Origin of the sequence: Shewanella sp. BJSY2023SW007 (assembly GCF_047314525.1) — a bacterium.
Lineage (GTDB): Bacteria > Pseudomonadota > Gammaproteobacteria > Enterobacterales > Shewanellaceae > Shewanella > Shewanella chilikensis.
Map to the genome: position 1 here is coordinate 26,233 of NZ_JBKORL010000078.1, position 15,934 is coordinate 42,166.

The window sequence follows — 15,934 nt, forward strand, 5'->3', positions numbered from 1 at the left end:
TGGGCCACAGCATAGCAATATTTATACCGTCACAGGGTTCAGGCTGCAAAATGCGTGATCCGCAGCAAGCGTCGACAATACCCAGGTCATGAATGTCCCAAACCAGATTACATATTGGACAAAATGTCCTACTTTTAGCCTTAAATAGATGATCAAGTTCAAACTTATTTCTCATATGGCAACTGGCACTAAAATTGCAATGTCATAGAGGTCTTACTTATGCCCGAAAATAATCCCATCGGGAGGGAGAGTCAGTATGCAACATTCCGAAAGCGTATGGCCCATGTACGTTTCACTGAAAAAAGTGGAGAAACAGGTCGGTCGTTGGACATCCATCAGCTGGGAGCTGGACCAAATCGTGCCCGCCACTCATGAGGCGCCGCCCGGATCCAAGCTGGTTCTACTGGAGTTATTTCGTGATGAGCGTGCCAGTTACCGCCTTAATCTGGATATGGACAATCCCATGCTTTACATCGTCTGTGACGAAGATGTCGAGGGCAACTGGATCCCGGCCGCCATCTCCGCCGACCAAAATGTCGCAGCCGGCTGTCTCGAAGGGGATACCCCAGTGCTGAACATGCCGATGCCGGAGGCGATTGCCTGCTGGATTGAAGCCTTTATAACCCGTCACGGTGAAGTGGAAATCACCGCCCACAGACGCAAACATGTTAACCGCCGCAAGGAATTGGCCGAAGACAACATTCGGAGGCACTAATGGCCGAAAAGAGTGGATTCCTGAGCCGTTGGGCACTGCGCAAACAACAGGTACTGGACGGTGAAACTCCTGTCGATGAACCGCTGCAAGAAACACCTCCCCAAGCGGAAATTGTGGCAGAGGCAGAGCCGGAAACTCAGGCTGCGCTCGAAACTCTGTCAGAGCCTGAGTCGCAGGAAGAAAAACTGCTGACCGCCGAAGACTTGCCCGACCCCAACGGTATCGAGGTTGGCGGCAGTTTCGCCAGCTTTATGGCCAAAAATGTCGACCCGGCTGTCAAGACCGCTGCACTGCGCACCCTGTGGAAGCAACCTCACTTCAATGAAATCGACGGCTTACTCGAGTACGCACTCGATTACAGCAACCAGCCCAAGCTAACCGCTGAAGCCTCTGCAGAATTGGCCAAGAAAGTTTTCCGTCACGTACTGGAAAAAGAGGAGCCGGAAGAAGCAGAAGAAGCCTTAGCCGAAGCCGATGCTTCCCTAGAAGATGCCGAGGTCGACACGCCACAGTTAGCCGAGCAATCTGCGCCACAGTCGCCGGCGGACAATTTGGACGGGGAAATGACGGCAGAAGCCCAAAATGCCTCAGATACAGTGGCAGAAACTCATAAGCCGGTTGTTTGACGTCAGTTTAACAGCCTTTAATGCCCATAAATTTGGTATGTGAATTGCTGTATTCAGGCTATAGCAAGCTGTAAATCAATAATAAAAGCAGCAAGATAAAGAATACGGCCACCGCCATAAACTGTTCAGGAACGCAAAGTGAACAATAGTGTGAGCAATAATCCCGCCCAGCAAGCGCTGCGGCAGGTGCGTCGTGAGGTCAGCCAGCAGACTCAGATTCTGCAAAACCTGATCCCACCGACCGTAAGTTACACCACAGAGGGGAATGTCCTGGTGATAGGCCCTGAAGATCTGGCCCGGCTGGCGGCAGACAAACTGTCTGCCATGGCCGGCAGAGTGATCTTGGCCAATGAGCCGATCACCAGCCAGGAAGAGGCCCATCTCGAAGCCGTAATGGCTGCCGCCGAAGAGGTTGAGAGCTACTACAACAAGCTGATTGGCATCAAAGGCTTCCTCGGTCAATTCCAGGTGAGTGTCGAACATGACAACGGCGCCGCCGAGCTCAGTGTGGTTGCTCTGCGCAAGCCGCATTTTGACCTGATCCTCGACCTGAGCCGCGAGCCGCAAATTCAGTTGGAAATGCTGCCACCCGGCTATTTCTATGTGGGTCAGGACCCGCAGAAACTGGCCGAAGCCTTGCAAGAGTTGCCCCAGATGATCGGCCAGTTTGACAAGCCGCGCTATGTCAAGGTCAACGCCGATCTCTGTGCCCACAATCGCAACGGCAATAATGGTTGTAACCGCTGCCTCAACTTCTGTCCGGCCGATGCTATCAAGAGCGTGGCCAAGCAGATTGAGATAGACCCTTATCTGTGCCACGGCGCCGGCAGTTGCACCAATGCCTGTCCAACCGGGGCCATTGCCTACGACCAGCCAACCCCTCAGGCGCTGCATTCATACCTGAATAAGTTGATTTCCCGCTTCCGCGAGCAAGCCCAAACCGCGCCTGTAGTTCTGTTCCACGACATGGGACAGGGCGGCGCCTTGATCAATGACGAGTTGCCGGGCGAGGTTCTTCCTGTGGCACTGGAAGAAGTCACTGTGGCCAGCATGGATCACTGGATGGCTTCTCTGGCTTGGGGCGCACGCCAGGTGTTGATCCTCAACACCAGCGCTACGGCCCCTACCCTGACCCAAATGCTCAAGGGCGAACTGGGATTGGCCAACGCCATTTTGGATGAGATGGGACAGCCTCAAAGGATTCGGGTTATCGACGAAGCCGAGCTTGCCAATCTCTGGCCTATACTGGATGTAAGTCTGGACTGGCCCGTGATAGTACCTGCTGTGCTCTCTGAGGGTAACAAGCGCACCCAGCTGTATGCCGCTATCGATCATCTCAATGAGCAAGCAGCCAATGTCGATACTCAACTGGCCATGGGTAATATCCCCTATGGCCTGGTGAATATCAATGCCGACAAGTGCACCTTGTGTATGTCCTGTGTCGCGACCTGCCCTACCCAGGCATTGACCGACGGTGGCGACACCCCGGCACTTTATTTTGTCGAGCAGGATTGTGTGCAGTGTGGCCTGTGTGAAGCTGCCTGCCCGGAGAAAGTGATCAGCCTGACTCCTCAGGTCAATCTGGATAAGGCTGCACGGCAGCAGCGCCGGATCCTGAAAGAAGAAGCTCCGTTCGAATGTATTCGTTGTGGAGCGCCGTTCGCGACCCAGTCTATGGTGCACCGGATGCTGGATATGGTCGGAAGCCACAGCGCCTTCAGCGCCAACATAGAGCGCTTGAAGATGTGTGGTGATTGCCGGGTGAAGGATATGTTTGAAGACATACTCCAGGATCCGGAAAAGCAACTGAGATAAGAGATCCGCTATGACCGAAACAGTAAGAGAAGTATCAGAAAACGATCAGCTTAGAGCAGATATCTATCAGCTGCTGGCGGCACTGCTAAGGCGCCACCCCAGCCCGGAATTGCTGAGTTTTCTTGGCGACCTCGAAGTCGACGCCAATGACGACAGTGAGATGACCAAGGCCTGGTTGGCGCTTAAGTTGGCGGCCGTCCAGTTCGACAGTAATCAGTTGGAAGATGAGTATTTCAACATCTTCCTCGGTGTGGGCTCGGGGGAAATCCTGCCCTATGGCAGCTGGTTTATGACAGGTTCGCTGATGGACAAGCCCTTGGCTCTGCTGCGTCAGGACCTGATGCAACTGGGCTTCGAGCGCGAAGAAAATGTCAAGGAACCGGAAGATCATGTCGCCGCTCTGTGCGAGGTAATGGGCGTATTGCTGCTGGAGGCGCCGGCTCACCAGCAACTGGCCTTCTACCGCCGCCATATCGGCAGCTGGATAATACGTTTCTTCGATACCCTGTCCCGTTGTCCCTCCGCTGCGTTTTACGCCGTGGTGGCACAACTCGGCCGGGCCTTCTTTGAAACCGAAATCAATGAGTTTGAACAGCTGGTGCTGAGCACGCCTGTGGTGGAAACCCCGGCGGTACAGATCCAGCCCAAAGCCAGCGAGCTGGCCTGAGAATTTGTCCGTGGCAACACGGGCTAAAGCATGCGGGGGAGTTTCCCCCGTCTACCTTCAACACGAGGAGACACTATGAAGAAGCAAGCTTCCGACATGGGTCGTCGTCAACTGCTCAAGGCATTGGCGATCGGCAGTGCGGCAGGCGCGGTTGCGACTGTCAGTGGTCAAGCCTTGGCGGCCAAGCCTGAAGCACCAGAAGTGCCAAAGGGTGAGGGCTACCGTGAGACTGACCATGTGCGCAATTATTACGCCTCACTGCGTAACAAATAACGATAAGGAGAGTATGTGATGCGATTAACCCGCAAAACAGACCAGGCCGCGGTGGCTGCAAAGCCCGCTCTGGGTCTGAATCGTCGTCAGTTCCTTAAGTCTGCCGGTTTGGCTACCGGTGGGATTGCCGCAGCATCTATGCTGGGCGCAGGAATGATGCGTAAAGCCGAAGCCAAAGATATTCCTCACGATGCCCCAACCGAAGTGAAGCGTACTATCTGCTCTCACTGTTCAGTAGGTTGTGGTATTTACGCGGAAGTGCAAAACGGTGTTTGGACCGGGCAGGAACCTGCCGTGGACCATCCATTCAACCGCGGTGGTCACTGTGCCAAGGGCGCGTCACTGCGTGAGCACGGCCATGGTGAGAAACGTCTCAAGTATCCAATGAAACTCGAAGGCGGTAAGTGGAAACGTCTCAGCTGGGAGCAGGCTATCAATGAAGTCGGCGACAAGATGCTGAAGATCCGCGAAGAATCCGGCCCTGACTCTGTGTACTTCATGGGTAGTGCCAAGTTCTCCAACGAACAGTCTTACCTGTACCGCAAACTCGCAGCCATGTGGGGCACCAACAACGTCGACCACTCGGCGCGTATTTGTCACTCTACCACTGTAGCCGGTGTGGCCAACACCTGGGGCTATGGTGCGCAAACCAACTCCTTCAACGATATGCACAATGCCAAGTGCATGCTGTTTATCGGCTCCAACCCCAGTGAAGCTCACCCTGTGGCGATGCAACACATTCTGGTAGGTAAAGAGCGCGGTGCCAAAGTCATAGTGGTTGATCCACGTTTCACCCGTACTGCAGCTAAGTCTGACGAGTACGTGCATATCCGTCCCGGTACCGACATTCCTTTCATCTACGGTCTGCTGTGGCATATCTTCGAAAACGGCTGGGAAGATCAGAGCTTTATCGATCAGCGTGTGTACGGCATGGAACGTATCCGCGAAGAGGTGAAGAAGTACAACCCTGCCGAGGTTGAGCATGTTGCCGGTGTCGGTGAAGCTCAAATGCGTCGCGTCGCCAAGATGATGGCCGAGCACAAGCCCGGCACTATCGTTTGGTGTATGGGTGGTACTCAGCACCACGTGGGTAACGCCAATACCCGTGCTTACTGTATCCTGCAGTTGGCCCTGGGTAACATGGGTGTTTCCGGTGGTGGTACCAACATCTTCCGTGGTCACGACAACGTACAGGGCGCCACTGACTTTGGTCTGCTGTTCGATAACCTGCCTGGCTACTATGGTCTGACTTCCGGCGCCTGGGCGCATTGGTGCAATGTGTGGGATCTGGATCCTGCCTGGGTCAACAGCCGTTTCGATCAGGGCGAGTATCTGGGCCAGAAGCCACAGACTTCAGCCGGTATCCCTTGTTCCCGCTGGCACGACGGTGTGCTGGAAGACAAGAACAAGATTGCCCAGAAAGACAATATCCGTCTGGCCTTCTTCTGGGGTCAGTCAGTCAACACCGAAACCCGTGGCCGTGAGGTGCGTGAAGCACTGAACAAGATGGACACTGTGGTAGTCGTTGACCCATTCCCAACCATGGCCGGTGTTATGCACCAGCGTAAAGATGGCGTCTACCTGCTGCCGGCAGCGACTCAGTTCGAAACCTATGGTTCTGTGTCAGCTTCCAACCGTTCACTGCAGTGGCGTTCTCAGGTCATCGACCCTCTGTTCGAGTCGCTGCCTGACCATGTGATCATGTACAAGTTGGCCAAAAAGTGGGGCGTTGAGAAAGAGTTCTGTAAGCACATCAAGGTCAACGGTGAAGAGCCGTTGGTTGAAGATGTCACCCGCGAGTTCAACCGCGGTATGTGGACCATAGGTTACACAGGTCAGAGCCCTGAGCGTCTGAAGATGCACCAAGAAAACTGGGGTACCTTCGACTTCGATACCCTCGAAGCACCCGGCGGCCCGGCCAAGGGCGAAACTTATGGTCTGCCATGGCCATGTTGGGGCACACCTGAGATGAAGCATCCAGGTACTCAAATCCTCTATCGTACCGACCGTGAAGTCCGCAACGGCGGTGGTAACTTCCGTGCCCGTTACGGTGTTGAGCACAATGGCAACAACATACTTGCCGAAGGTTCCTTCTCCAAAGGCAGTGAGATTCAGGACGGTTACCCTGAGTTCACCGACAAGATGCTCAAGCAGCTGGGTTGGTGGGATGACCTGACCGAAGAAGAGAAGAAACACGCCGAAGGCAAAAACTGGAAAACCGATATTTCCGGTGGTATTCAGCGTGTGGCCATAGCTCACGGCTGTATCCCTTATGGTAACGCCAAGGCTCGTTGTATCGTATGGAACTTCCCGGACGACATTCCGTTGCACCGTGAACCTCTATACACGCCTCGTCGTGACCTGGTCGCCAAGTACCCCACCTACGAAGACCGTATGGTGGCGCGTCTGCCGACCCTGTACAAGTCAATTCAGGACAAGGACTTCTCCAAAGACTTCCCGCTGGCACTGACCTCTGGTCGTCTGGTGGAATATGAAGGCGGTGGTGAAGAAACCCGTTCCAACCCTTGGTTGGCCGAGTTGCAGCAGGAGATGTTTATCGAGATCAGCCCAGGAGATGCTGCCGACCGCGGTCTACGCGATGGCGACGATGTTTGGGTACACAGCCCAGAAGGCGCCAAGATCAAGGTCAAGGCCATGGTAACGCCACGGGTGATCAACGGTGAATGTTTCATGCCGTACCACTTCGCCGGTATCTTCGAAGGCGAGAGCCTGGTGAAGAATTATCCGGAAGGTACAGTTCCTTACGTTCAGGGTGAATCGGCCAACACGGTTCTGACTTATGGCTATGATGTGGTGACACAGATGCAGGAAACCAAATCCAGCCTGTGCCAGATCACCAAAGCCTAACCGTACTTGATGAGGAGATAAGCCATTATGGCAGTCATGAAATTCTTATGTGACACCAAGCGCTGCATCGAGTGTAACGGTTGCGTCACAGCCTGTAAAAACGAAAACGACTCCGCGCTCGAGTGGGGTATCCAGCGTCGCCGCGTGGTAACCATCAATGATGGCCAGCCCGGTGAAGCGTCCATTTCAGTTGCCTGTATGCATTGTACCGACGCGCCTTGTATGGCCGTGTGTCCTGCAGACTGCTTCTACCGCACTGACGATGGCATAGTGCTGCACAACAAAGATACCTGTATCGGTTGTGGTTACTGCTTCTATGCCTGTCCTTTCGGGGCGCCTCAGTTCCCGAAAAAGACCGCCTTCGGCAGTCGCGGCAAGATGGATAAATGTACATTCTGTGCCGGTGGTCCAGAGGAAAACTTCTCTGAAGCCGAGCGCAAGAAGTACGGTGCCAACCGTATCGCCGAAGGTAAGCTGCCTATGTGTGCCGAGCTTTGCTCCACCAAGGCGCTGCTGGCCGGTGACGCGGAAGTGGTATCCAACATCTATCGTGAGCGGATGGCCGCCCGGGGTAACCCTGATGTAATTTGGGGCTACAATCCCAAGACCGGTGAGATCAACTGAGACAGAGCGAGGGTGGGCTAAGGCCCACCCTGACGAGGAGTGACTATGTTAATCAAATCACTGCGCAGTCTGTTCGCTCTGCTGGTATTGGTTGCCGGGCTGGGGTTTGCTTCCACAGCCATGGCCGCCGATGAACAGTCGAGCCAGCAACAGGCGCAAACCAGTGAGGCCGATCTTTGGCGCGCGGTAAAATCCGGTGAATCCGGCTATACCACAGCTAAAGGCGTTGAAACCGGCGTGCTGATCAACGTGGCCGGCAATCAGGGCAAGGAGCTGCGCAATCAGTACCTGACACCCGTTATGGCAATAGCCGTAGTCGGCGTGTTTGGGGCGTTCGTGCTCTTTTACCTGGTGAATGGCCCATCCAAGCTGCATCACGGCTTTTCCGGTAAGTTGGTGTTCCGCTGGAGTAAGGCAGACCTGATTATCCACTGGGTAGTGGCGATCAGCTGTCTTATCCTGATCTTCACCGGGCTCAACATCATGTTGGGCAAGCATGTGCTGCAACCCTATGTCAGTGGCGATATTTGGGCAGCACTGATCTATGGCTCCAAGACGATCCACGACTGGGTCGGGCCACTGTTTATCGTCTCCTGGGCGGTACTGGTGGTGAAATGGATGCCGGATCAGCTGTTCAAGAGCTATGACCTCAAGTGGTTCATGCTGGTGGGAGGCTACATCAACTTCGGCCCCTTCAAGGGTAAGCACCCGGATTCGGGTTTTGCCAACGCCGGTGAGAAGATGTGGTTCTGGACCCTGGCCATTTTCGGTCTGTTTATCAGCATTTCCGGCATCATGATGGTGTTGCCCAACCTGGATTTGCCCCGCGAAGCCTCGATGGCGGCGCTGTTGGTGCATGGTATCAGTGCAATTCTGATCATCGCCTTCACCATAGTGCATATCTGGATGGCGACCGTACTGTCCGAGGGCGGTATGGAGTGTATGAAGTCCGGTTACTGTGATGAAAACTGGGCGATGCAGCACCACAATGTCTGGTACGACGAAATCAAGGCCAACGGTACGCTCAAATATCGAGAGAATTGAGCCCCTGAGCTGATTTAAGACTGCAAACACCCCGGCCTGCCGGGGTGTTTTTTTATGATCTGTTTTTTAACATTATTTACTTCAGAATCCACACTCTCCTGATACTTTCGCTATTTTCCTTTTATTGAAAGTTTGAAGCAGTTAACGCTTTGAACAGCCGCTCCCATGGGGCTTACATTCAAACTGTCCCAGATCAAAACCCATACTCTTGCAAAGCCTTATATTGCCCATGCTTAAAGAAGGACTCCATTCATATATAACGGATTTTTTACCTTTTTTGTACATAAGCGCAGCTTGAGTTGTTAATAGGCTGGAGTGCACAAAAAAGAGTCGAGTCACCCGCAGTGCGGGGGAAAATTATCAGGAGCGAAGATGAAAGACCAGAAGCCAGATCTGAACCGCAGATCCCTGCTGAAGGCTATCACCATAGGCAGTGCCGCGGGTGCCGCGATTGCTGCAACAGGGGTGAGCGCCGCTCAGGCCAATGAGCCTGTTGAAGCGAAGTCCGCGACAAAGGGCTATCACGAAACAGCGCATATCCGCAGCTATTACAACAGCCTGCGTAGCTAATCCAGGAGATCTCAAGCGATGAAGTTAACTCGCACATCCAATGTCGCCCCTAAGGCCGACAAACCCAAACTGGGGATCAGCCGTCGTCAGTTTATGAAAAATGCCGGTATTACTGCCGGCGGTATTGCTGCCGCCTCTATGTTGGGTACCGGCATGATACGTCGTGCCGAAGCCAAAGATGTACCTCATGATGCGCCTATCGAAGTCAAACGCACTATTTGTAGTGCCTGTGCCGTAGGTTGTGGTTTGTATGCCGAAGTACAAAACGGTGTTTGGACTGGTCAGGAGCCTGCCTTCGATCACCCGTTCAACGCCGGTGGTCACTGTGCCAAAGGTGCTGCACTGCGCGAGCACGGCCATGGTGAGAAGCGTCTCAAGTATCCAATGAAGCTTGAAGGCGGTAAGTGGAAGCGTATCAGCTGGGATCAGGCCATCAACGAAGTTGGTGACAAGATGCTGAAGATCCGCCAGGAATCGGGTCCGGATTCTGTTTACTTTATGGGTAGTGCAAAGTTCTCCAACGAAGGCTGCTACATGTATCGTAAGCTGGCCGCCATGTGGGGTACCAACAACGTCGACCACTCTGCCCGTATTTGTCACTCTACCACTGTAGCCGGTGTGGCCAACACCTGGGGCTATGGTGCGCAAACCAACTCTTTCAACGACATTCAGAATGCCCGCGCCATCTTCTTCATTGGTGCCAACCCTGCAGAAGCACACCCTGTTTCCATGCAGCACATTCTGATCGCCAAAGAGAAGAACAATGCCAAGCTGATCGTGGTTGATCCACGCTTCTCCCGCACCGCGGCTCATGCCGATCTGCATTGCTCTATCCGTCCGGGTACCGACATTCCATTTATCTACGGTATGTTGTGGCATATCTTCGAAAACGGCTGGGAAGACAAGACCTTCATCAAAGAACGTGTGTTCGAGATGGAAACCATCCGTGCAGAAGCCAAGAAGTTCCCACCTAAAGAAGTGGCCAACATCACTGGCTGTAGCGAAGAATACCTGTACCAGGCCGCCAAGATGATGGCCGATAACCGTCCAGGCACTGTAGTTTGGTGTATGGGTGGTACCCAGCACCACGTAGGTAATGCCAACACCCGTGCTTACTGTATCCTGCAGCTGGCTCTGGGTAACATGGGTGTTTCCGGTGGTGGTACCAACATTTTCCGTGGTCACGATAACGTACAGGGCGCTACCGACCTGGGTCTGCTGTTCGATAACCTGCCAGGTTACTACGGCCTGACTACTGCGGCATGGCAACACTGGACCCACGTATGGGATCTGGATATGGAGTGGATGAAGAGCCGCTTCGACCAGGGTACTTACCTGGGCCGCGAACCTATGACGACTCCGGGTATTCCTTGTTCCCGTTGGCACGACGGTGTGTTGGAAGACAAGCAGAAGCTGGCACAGAAAGACAACGTGCGTTTGGCCTTCTTCTGGGGTCAGTCTGTCAACACTGAAACCCGTCAGCGCGACGTACGTGATGCACTGGACAAGATGGATACAGTCGTTGTTGTTGACCCATTCCCAACTATGGCCGGTGTTATGCACCGTCGTAAAGATGGCGTCTACCTGCTGCCTGCCGCGACTCAGTTTGAAACCCGTGGTTCCATCTCCAACTCAGGCCGTTCTATCCAATGGCGTGAGCAGGTTATTGAGCCGTTGTTTGAGTCCAAGACAGATATTGAAATCATGTATCGTCTGGCACAGAAACTGGGCTTCGCCGAGCAGTACACCAAGCGTATCAAGAAAGAAAATGGTCTGCCTCTGATTGAAGACATCACCCGCGAAATCAACCGCGGTATGTGGACTATCGGTATGTCCGGCCAGAGCCCTGAGCGTATTAAGGCTCACACCATGAACTGGGGCACTTTCTCCAACAAAACTTTGGAAGCCGAAGGTGGCCCATGCAAGGGCGAAACCTATGGTCTGCCTTGGCCATGTTGGGGTACACCTGAGATGAAGCACCCAGGTACCCAGATCCTCTATAACACAAGCAAGCACGTCAAAGACGGTGGCGGTAACTTCCGTGCCCGTTACGGTGTGGAATATCAAGGCAAGAACCTGCTGGCCGAAGGCTCCTTCTCCAAAGGTGCTGAAATCCAGGACGGTTATCCTGAGTTCTCCGACAAGCTGCTCAAGCAATTGGGCTGGTGGGACGAGCTGACTGCTGAAGAGAAAGCCGAAGCCGAAGGCAAGAACTGGAAGACCGACCTTTCCGGCGGTATTGTCCGGGTTGCCGTCAAGCACGGTTGTATCCCATTCGGTAACGCCAAGGCCCGTTGTATCGTGTGGACCTTCCCTGATCAGGTGCCAGTACACCGCGAGCCGCTGTACACAGCCCGTCGCGATCTGGTAGCCAAGTATCCAACCTACGATGATATGCAAGTACATCGTCTACCGACTCTGTACAAGTCTATCCAGGAGAAAGATGTCAGTGGCAAGTACCCACTGGTACTGACTTCCGGTCGTCTGGTGGAATACGAGGGTGGTGGTGAAGAATCACGTGCCAACCCATGGCTGGCAGAGCTGCAGCAGGAGATGTTCGTTGAGATCAACCCTGGTGACGCTGCCGACCGCGGTATCCGTGACGGTGAGAAGGTATGGCTGGAAGGCGCCGAAGGCGGCCGCATTCTGGTTCAAGCCATGGTGACCCCAAGGGTTAAACCTGGTGTGACCTGGATGCCTTACCACTTTGCCGGGATCATGCACGGCGAGAGCCTGGAGCCCAACTATCCGGAAGGCACAGTGCCTTACGTATTGGGCGAATCCTGTAACACTGCGCTGACCTATGGTTATGACCCAGTGACTCAGATGCAGGAAACCAAGGCGTCGCTTTGTCAGATCGTCAAAGCATAAGTGCAGCTTAAGCGAGGAGAATTGCCACTATGGCTACAATGAAATTTCTGTGTGATACCAAGCGCTGCATTGAATGTAATGGCTGTGTCACCGCTTGTAAAAACGAAAACGACTCCGCTCTCGAGTGGGGTATCCAACGTCGCCGCGTGGTGACCATCAAGGATGGTCAGCCCGGCGAGGCCTCTATCTCTGTGGCTTGTATGCATTGCAGCGACGCGCCTTGTATGGCCGTATGTCCTGCCAACTGCTTCTACCGCACCGAAGACGGCATAGTGCTGCACAACAAAGATACTTGTATCGGTTGTGGTTACTGTCTCTATGCTTGTCCATTCGGCGCACCTCAGTTCCCGAAATCAGGTGCCTTCGGCTCCCGCGGCAAGATGGACAAATGTACCTTCTGTGCCGGTGGTCCAGAAGAAAACCATTCGGACGCCGAGCGTCAGAAATACGGTGCCAACCGTATTGCGGAAGGCAAGTTGCCTATGTGCGCCGAGCTCTGTGCAACCAAGGCCCTGCTGGCCGGTGATGCGGAAGTGGTTTCCGGCATCTACCGTGAGCGTGTGGCTTATCGCGGTGCCGAAAACGGCGCCTGGAAGTAACAGACGGCACGAATATCCGGCCCGGCTTAGCTGGGCCGGTGAGAGAGGTTAATATGAACAAATGGTTCAAACACATAGGCTTGGCTATTGCGCTCATGTTCAGCGCCATATGCTTCGCCAATGGTGCTGATGCACCAGTGGAACCACAAGCGAGCGATGCCCAGATCTGGGCTCAGCTCAAGGATGGGGCAACGGGTTATACGACATCCGACAGTCAGTTCCACAACCAGCCGATCAACACCTATGATCTGCGGGTACTGGAACTGCGCAGCGACTGGCTGGCTCCCGGGTTGATGCTGGCCCTGTTCGGTATGATCATCATCTTTGCCCTGTTTATCATGGTTAACGGTATTTCCAAACTGCACCATGGTTTCTCCGGCAAGATGGTACATCGCTGGTCCAAGTTTGATGTGAGCATTCACTGGCTGGGGGCGATTCCCTGCTTACTGCTGATCCTCACCGGCTTGGTGCTGCTGGCAGGGCGTTTCTTCTTCCAGCCGTATCTGGGTGAAGGCTTCTGGGCTTCTCTGGTGAATGGCGCCAAGCAAGTGCACGACGTGATGGCGATTCCCTTCATGTTCGGTTGGGCGCTGATGACGCTGTTGTGGGCCAAGAACCAGTTGCCCAAGATGTATGACGTCAAGTGGTTCATGGTAGTGGGTGGTTACATCAACTTCGGGCCTTTCAAGGGTAAACACCCTGATGCCGGCTTTGCCAACGCCGGTGAGAAGATGTGGTTCTGGGCCTTTGCTTTCTTTGGGCTGATCATCTCTGCTTCAGGCATGCTGCTGTTGTTCCCCAACCTGTTTGAACCCAGCCGTACCCTGAGCCTGATAGCTCTGATATTGCACTCAATCAGTGCCATCATCATCTGTGCCTTCTCCATAGTGCATATCTTCATGGCGACTGTTATGTCTGAAGGAGGTATGGAGTGTATGATTTCCGGTTACTGTGATGAAAACTGGGCAACTCAACACCACAACCTGTGGTATGACGAGATCAAGGCCAACGGTACTCTGAAATACAGAGACTAAGGTCAGCACTCACTCTACTGAAAAGCCGTGTCAACAGACACGGCTTTTTTATCAATAATGAAAAATATCAAGGTGATTTTTTTATATTCTGTACTTATGCCAGCTAAAGAGAAATATAAAGTTACTTTGTTGGCTTAAATCTTTAATTAACTGTTTTTTAAGATTAATTTATTTTAATCCAGCGCTTATTTTCCCAGCGGCAAACAGCGAAAAGTAACATAATTACACAACAATACAAAAAAGTGATTAACCGATATCCCCTTCAGACGCAAAAAATACACCCAAAACAAAACAAAAAGCTTTAAAGATAATTGCTTGAAAGCAATTTCGCTGTTTGTGGAAAATTGATTATTTAATCACCCACATGTAAAATACTTCTACAAACGTAACAAACTTACACAAACTCCCTTCACTCAATCAGATACCATCATGATCAATAATACTCGAACCAGCATGCTATCCATGCTGCCGTCTTTGCTGTCCAGTGTGCTACTGATAGTGATCGGCATCTTTGCTTATCGTGCATTTTTTCAACTCAATGACGTCAGTGAACGTCTGGTGAACAACAACAATCTGACTGAAACTTTCGCCGGGATCCGCGAAGAGTTCTATCAACTGCGACTGGCTTCCCTGGTGCACAACACTCAAGGGGTACGCATGCATCAGGATAAGGTGCATGACCTGATAGCCCGACTGAGCCAATTTGACACTGCCTTTATGAACGATGCCGGCGCGCGAATTGCCATCCTCAAACCAGGGATCGACAGATACACCCGCCTCTACTTCGATGAGTTGGCATTGGCCGAGCGAACCGACACAGAGCCGGTCCTGACGCCGATAAGGCGAGATCTGGGCCCTGAAGTAAGTGCCGAGATCAATCAACTGGTGGCGCAGATAACCAAGCGTAACCAGGAATTAGGTGAAATGACGGTTTCCGAGGTAGATAATGCCGAAGCCATTTTGCTCGGACTTATCCTGTTTGCCATAGTGACCTCCCTGCTGATGGCACTCTTAATGAGCCGCCATCTGGTGGCTATTGTCAGCCGGATCCAGCAATCTGTCGCCAGACTGGCGGTAGGGGATCTGACCCATAAGATAGGGATCCAGGGCAAGAATGAACTCTGCACTCTGGCGGCCGATCTGGATCAGCTCAGTGACAGATTACAAGCCATGATCCGCGAAATTGCCCAAGCTTCTGAACATATGGCGCAACAGGTCGGTGAGCTCAATGTGCAGTCTGAGTCCAACTCGGCCGCGTTGCAGGCCCACGCCTTGGAAACTGACCAGGTCGTCACTGCAGTTGAAGAAATGAGCGCTACCGCCCAAGGGGTTGCCAACGATGCTGCTTCAGCAGCGCAGTTGACCGATAAGGCCAGAGCTCAAGGAGATGAATCTCGTCAGGCGGTCGAACAGGCTTCCAACAATGTGATGGCGCTGGTCAGCGAGGTCGACTGTGCCTCCCAGACCATAGCCGAGATGGATGAGAGCACCCGCAGAATAGCCGGCGTACTGGACGTAATAGGTGAGATTGCCGAGCAAACCAACCTGTTGGCACTGAATGCGGCCATTGAAGCGGCCCGTGCTGGTGAACAAGGGCGCGGCTTTGCCGTAGTGGCCGATGAAGTCAGGGCATTGGCAGCACGCACCCAGGCCAGTACTTCAGAGATCAACAATATGTTGGAGCAGCTGCGTCAAGGCGCCGATTCTGCAGTCAATGCCATGAATCGTACCCGCCAAAGCTGTCAGGCAACGGCCGATACCACGACACTGGTGGCCGAAAGTCTGCAGGGGCTGACCGAGCATGTGTTTGATATCAATGGCCTCAGCACTCAGATAGCTACGGCCGCCGAAGAGCAGAGTTCAGTTTCTGAAGAGATTACCCGCAACCTCAGCGTTATTCGCGAAATGGTTGAGGAGCTGAATCAGAGCGGTAAAGCGACACTCGGCAGCACAGCGGCGCTGGCAGCCGCCAAAGATCAGCTCACCAGCGTGGTCAGACAGTTTAAGCTCAACTGAATATAAGGGGTCTAAGGACCCCTTTTTGTTGCCTGATGTAAAGACACCCCTCGAAAGGTTGATTTTTCATACGTTAATGCTAAAACATGATCTGCTTAACAAAACATCACTTCCGATACTGATAGGTATTGTTATCTTCTAGCCAGTTCACGTTTTGACTACTCCACAGGAGGTAGTCTACAAACAGCTGGCAGTACCTTGGAAATAATCTA

13 protein-coding genes are annotated in these 15,934 nt (G+C 53.2%); all 13 read left to right on the top strand.

Going from position 1 to position 15,934, the window contains the following annotated elements; all coding sequences use genetic code 11:
* Window positions 1-256 precede the first annotated feature (256 nt).
* The 13 genes from ACMHXE_RS12970 to ACMHXE_RS13030 all read left to right on the top strand — a co-directional run bounded on the left by ACMHXE_RS12970 (window position 257) and on the right by ACMHXE_RS13030 (window position 15,722).
* Complete coding sequence (locus tag ACMHXE_RS12970) at window positions 257-715, top strand: DUF3305 domain-containing protein (protein WP_101054266.1); 459 nt, start codon at window positions 257-259, stop codon at window positions 713-715.
* On the top strand, window positions 715-1,341 hold the full coding sequence (locus tag ACMHXE_RS12975) for a DUF3306 domain-containing protein (protein WP_101054264.1): 627 nt from the start codon (window positions 715-717) through the stop codon (window positions 1,339-1,341). The genes ACMHXE_RS12970 and ACMHXE_RS12975 overlap by 1 nt, the downstream gene beginning before the upstream one ends.
* A 150-nt stretch (window positions 1,342-1,491) precedes the next feature.
* Window positions 1,492-3,156, top strand: coding sequence for a 4Fe-4S binding protein (locus ACMHXE_RS12980; RefSeq protein ID WP_165566094.1), 1,665 nt, complete (start codon window positions 1,492-1,494; stop codon window positions 3,154-3,156).
* A 10-nt stretch (window positions 3,157-3,166) separates the two neighbouring features.
* Window positions 3,167-3,823 carry a molecular chaperone gene (locus tag ACMHXE_RS12985; RefSeq protein ID WP_146508592.1) on the top strand — a complete coding sequence of 219 codons (657 nt, stop codon included), beginning with the start codon at window positions 3,167-3,169 and terminating at the stop codon, window positions 3,821-3,823.
* 75 nt (window positions 3,824-3,898) lie between these two features.
* Window positions 3,899-4,096 carry a twin-arginine translocation signal domain-containing protein gene (locus ACMHXE_RS12990; protein ID WP_025010612.1) on the top strand — a complete coding sequence of 66 codons (198 nt, stop codon included), beginning with the start codon at window positions 3,899-3,901 and terminating at the stop codon, window positions 4,094-4,096.
* An 18-nt stretch (window positions 4,097-4,114) separates the two neighbouring features.
* Window positions 4,115-6,964 (top strand): molybdopterin-dependent oxidoreductase, encoded by a 2,850-nt coding sequence (locus tag ACMHXE_RS12995; RefSeq protein WP_101054261.1) that lies wholly within the window; start codon window positions 4,115-4,117, stop codon window positions 6,962-6,964.
* A gap of 27 nt (window positions 6,965-6,991) precedes the next feature.
* Window positions 6,992-7,588, top strand: coding sequence for a formate dehydrogenase FDH3 subunit beta (fdh3B, locus tag ACMHXE_RS13000; RefSeq protein ID WP_039035146.1), 597 nt, complete (start codon window positions 6,992-6,994; stop codon window positions 7,586-7,588).
* A 45-nt stretch (window positions 7,589-7,633) separates the two neighbouring features.
* Window positions 7,634-8,632 carry a formate dehydrogenase subunit gamma gene (locus ACMHXE_RS13005; protein WP_039035147.1) on the top strand — a complete coding sequence of 333 codons (999 nt, stop codon included), beginning with the start codon at window positions 7,634-7,636 and terminating at the stop codon, window positions 8,630-8,632.
* A 372-nt stretch (window positions 8,633-9,004) separates the two neighbouring features.
* Window positions 9,005-9,202, top strand: a complete 198-nt coding sequence (locus tag ACMHXE_RS13010; RefSeq protein ID WP_101054258.1) for a twin-arginine translocation signal domain-containing protein — start codon at window positions 9,005-9,007, stop codon at window positions 9,200-9,202.
* 18 nt (window positions 9,203-9,220) lie between these two features.
* A complete protein-coding gene (locus ACMHXE_RS13015; RefSeq protein WP_101054255.1) occupies window positions 9,221-12,073 on the top strand; it encodes a molybdopterin-dependent oxidoreductase in 2,853 nt (950 codons plus the stop codon).
* A gap of 29 nt (window positions 12,074-12,102) precedes the next feature.
* Window positions 12,103-12,672 (top strand): formate dehydrogenase FDH3 subunit beta, encoded by a 570-nt coding sequence (gene fdh3B, locus ACMHXE_RS13020; protein ID WP_025010615.1) that lies wholly within the window; start codon window positions 12,103-12,105, stop codon window positions 12,670-12,672.
* A gap of 53 nt (window positions 12,673-12,725) precedes the next feature.
* Complete coding sequence (locus tag ACMHXE_RS13025; protein ID WP_101054252.1) at window positions 12,726-13,706, top strand: formate dehydrogenase subunit gamma; 981 nt, start codon at window positions 12,726-12,728, stop codon at window positions 13,704-13,706.
* A 429-nt stretch (window positions 13,707-14,135) separates the two neighbouring features.
* Window positions 14,136-15,722, top strand: a complete 1,587-nt coding sequence (locus tag ACMHXE_RS13030) for a methyl-accepting chemotaxis protein (RefSeq protein ID WP_165565893.1) — start codon at window positions 14,136-14,138, stop codon at window positions 15,720-15,722.
* Window positions 15,723-15,934: the final 212 nt, after the last annotated feature.

Coding starts and splice junctions, on each gene's coding strand:
- ACMHXE_RS13025 (WP_101054252.1), top strand. CDS start 12,726: ATGAACAAATGGTTCAAACACATAGGCTTGGCTATTGCGCTCATGTTC.
- fdh3B (WP_039035146.1), top strand. CDS start 6,992: ATGGCAGTCATGAAATTCTTATGTGACACCAAGCGCTGCATCGAGTGT.
- ACMHXE_RS13005 (WP_039035147.1), top strand. CDS start 7,634: ATGTTAATCAAATCACTGCGCAGTCTGTTCGCTCTGCTGGTATTGGTT.
- ACMHXE_RS12990 (WP_025010612.1), top strand. CDS start 3,899: ATGAAGAAGCAAGCTTCCGACATGGGTCGTCGTCAACTGCTCAAGGCA.
- ACMHXE_RS12985 (WP_146508592.1), top strand. CDS start 3,167: ATGACCGAAACAGTAAGAGAAGTATCAGAAAACGATCAGCTTAGAGCA.
- ACMHXE_RS13015 (WP_101054255.1), top strand. CDS start 9,221: ATGAAGTTAACTCGCACATCCAATGTCGCCCCTAAGGCCGACAAACCC.
- ACMHXE_RS13030 (WP_165565893.1), top strand. CDS start 14,136: ATGATCAATAATACTCGAACCAGCATGCTATCCATGCTGCCGTCTTTG.
- ACMHXE_RS12975 (WP_101054264.1), top strand. CDS start 715: ATGGCCGAAAAGAGTGGATTCCTGAGCCGTTGGGCACTGCGCAAACAA.
- fdh3B (WP_025010615.1), top strand. CDS start 12,103: ATGGCTACAATGAAATTTCTGTGTGATACCAAGCGCTGCATTGAATGT.
- ACMHXE_RS12970 (WP_101054266.1), top strand. CDS start 257: ATGCAACATTCCGAAAGCGTATGGCCCATGTACGTTTCACTGAAAAAA.
- ACMHXE_RS13010 (WP_101054258.1), top strand. CDS start 9,005: ATGAAAGACCAGAAGCCAGATCTGAACCGCAGATCCCTGCTGAAGGCT.
- ACMHXE_RS12995 (WP_101054261.1), top strand. CDS start 4,115: ATGCGATTAACCCGCAAAACAGACCAGGCCGCGGTGGCTGCAAAGCCC.